The sequence below is a fragment of the Kineococcus glutinatus genome, assembly GCF_039542765.1.
Lineage (GTDB): Bacteria > Actinomycetota > Actinomycetes > Actinomycetales > Kineococcaceae > Kineococcus_A > Kineococcus_A glutinatus.
This window is the reverse complement of sequence record NZ_BAABIL010000791.1, coordinates 1-2,063: the sequence shown is the minus strand read 5'-3', so window position 1 is coordinate 2,063 and position 2,063 is coordinate 1. Positions and strand designations below refer to the sequence as shown.

The following is a 2,063-nucleotide window of genomic DNA, read 5'->3' as shown; positions in this document are numbered from 1 at the left end:
GCCGCGGCGCGCGCGGCGGGGGCGGTGGTGTCGCGGGACCCGTCGTCCACGACGACGACGAGGTCGACGCCGGGGATCCGCGCCGCGGCCCGCGCGGTGGCGGCGATGCGCTCGGCCTCGTCCTTGGCGGGGATCACGACGGCGCAGCGGCCGCCGGCGGCGGTCCCGGCCGGGGAGGGGCCGGGGGTGGTGCTGGTGTCGGGGCGGGCGGGCTCGGGCGCGGGCTCGGGCAGCGGCACGGCACGGAGGCTAGTGCGAGCCCCCGGTGGCGGTGGCCCGTGTCAGCGGGGCATGCCCTGCCGGGGCCCGCCGAAGGTGGCCCACACGGTGCGGGAGAGGTCGTCCAGCTCCTCCACGACCCCCCACTCGTCGGCGAGGCCGTCGACGATGCGCAGCCCGCGCCCGGTCGTCTCGGTCTCGCCCGCGGTGCGCGGGGCGGGGCGGGTGGGGCCGCCGCCGTCGCGCACGGAGATCTCCACGTGCCGCTCGTCGTAGGCACCGCCGGGCAGCAGGCGGCACGCCACCTCGATGCGGTCCCCCGGCAGCGGCCGGGCGTGCCGCACCGCGTTGCCGACGATCTCGGAGAGCACGACCTCGATCTCCGCGCGGGTCGTCTCGTCCACGCCGGCGGAGTCGAGGACGTCGCGCAGCAGGTGGCGGGCGCGGGGCACCGAGCGGGCGTCGTGCGCGAAGGCCGCCCAGTGGCTTGCCGGTAGCAGTGGCGAGCCGAGTGGCATCCTGGGGTCCTCCTGCGCCTCGATGTCGGGTCCTGGTGCCCGGGGGCCGGGCGGCCACGACCGGCTGGTACCGACCGCAGACGCATCACCGGTACCCGGGGCGCGCGGGGGCGAAACCAGCGCGCGGCACGCACCCACCCGGACGGCCCAGCGGCCGGGCGGACCGGCGGGCGGGCCCGCCGGACGGGCCGGCGGGGCCTCAGAGGACGCCGGGCACCCGGTCGTCGTCGGCGACGAGGGGGCGGCCGGCGTCGGCCCAGGCACCCATGCCGCCGGTGACGTTGACGGCCTCGAAGCCGTTCTCCTGCAGCCACGCCACGACCCGGGCCGAGCGGCCCCCCGCGCGGCACACCACGTGCAGCTCGGCGTCGGCGGGCAGCTCCCCGACGCGCTGCGGCACCTGGCCCATGGGGATGTGCAGGGCGCCGTCGATGTGACCGGCGGCCCACTCGTCGTCCTCGCGGACGTCGAGCACGACCGCTCGGGCGGGGACGTCGGCAGCGGGCACGGAGGGGAGGTCGACCATGGTGGGAGCCTAACGAGGGCGGCGGGCGGCGGAACCGCGCGGGCCCGGGGGGCGTCGGAGATCGGGAGCGCCCCGCCGCGGCCCCCACCGGGACGGGCGGGACGGCGGGCCGGGGAGGCGCGAGGATGGTGCGAGGAGGACGGCCGGTGCCGTCGCGGGCGGTGCACCCGCGCCCCGCGGTGGCGCTGGCGGCGGTCCTGGTGGCGGGCGCGGTGGGCCTGGGCGGGTGCGGAGGAGGTGCGGGCGGCGTGGCGGACGGCACGGCGACGAGCGCGCCCTCGGGGGGAGCGACCCCCACGGCACCGGCCGGCACCCCGGCCGAGGCGGGCGGCACCCTCACGGTCAGCGTGTCCGACGGCGGCACGGGCACGCGGACGTGGACCCTGACCTGCGGGCCGGACGGCGCCCCCGGCGGCGACCACCCCGACCCCGCCGGGGCGTGCGCGGCGCTGGCCGCGGTCGAGCAGCCCTTCGCGCCGGTACCGCCGGACCGGATGTGCACGCAGGTCTACGGCGGCCCCGAGACGGCGACCGTCACCGGGCGCTGGCGCGGGCAGGATGTGCAGGCCGCCTTCAAGCGCACCGACGGCTGCGAGATCGCCCGCTGGAACCGCCTCGCCGCCCTGCTGCAGCCGGGCGGTGCGGCGGGCGGGTCGCCGGGCGGCGGCTGAGCCGTCCCGGCCGCGTCCCCCGCCGCCCTCAGGCGGCGTGCCGGCCCGTGCCGCGCTGCGCCCGGTGCTCGTCGAGGTGCACGACCGCACCGACCTGCCCGCCCGGCCGCGCCGCCGCGGCGCTGGCCG

General features: G+C 80.4%; 4 protein-coding genes. 1 reads left to right on the top strand and 3 read right to left on the bottom strand.

Annotated features, from left to right (window positions below; translation table 11 throughout):
• From ABEB16_RS21480 to ABEB16_RS21470, 3 genes are all read right to left on the bottom strand, one after another.
• A partial coding sequence (locus ABEB16_RS21480; protein WP_425560289.1) for a glycosyltransferase occupies positions 1-233 on the bottom strand: 233 nt, incomplete at its 3' end.
• Between the two features lie 48 nt (positions 234-281).
• A complete protein-coding gene (locus ABEB16_RS21475) occupies positions 282-737 on the bottom strand; it encodes an ATP-binding protein (RefSeq protein ID WP_345714212.1) in 456 nt (151 codons plus the stop codon).
• A 199-nt stretch (positions 738-936) separates the two neighbouring features.
• Positions 937-1,263: a rhodanese-like domain-containing protein gene (locus ABEB16_RS21470; RefSeq protein ID WP_345714211.1), complete on the bottom strand. Its 327-nt coding sequence runs from the start codon at positions 1,261-1,263 to the stop codon at positions 937-939.
• A 146-nt stretch (positions 1,264-1,409) separates the two neighbouring features.
• Here ABEB16_RS21470 and ABEB16_RS21465 point away from each other — a divergent pair, with 146 nt between their 5' ends.
• Positions 1,410-1,934: an SSI family serine proteinase inhibitor gene (locus ABEB16_RS21465; RefSeq protein WP_345714210.1), complete on the top strand. Its 525-nt coding sequence runs from the start codon at positions 1,410-1,412 to the stop codon at positions 1,932-1,934.
• The last annotated feature ends 129 nt before the right edge of the window (positions 1,935-2,063 follow it).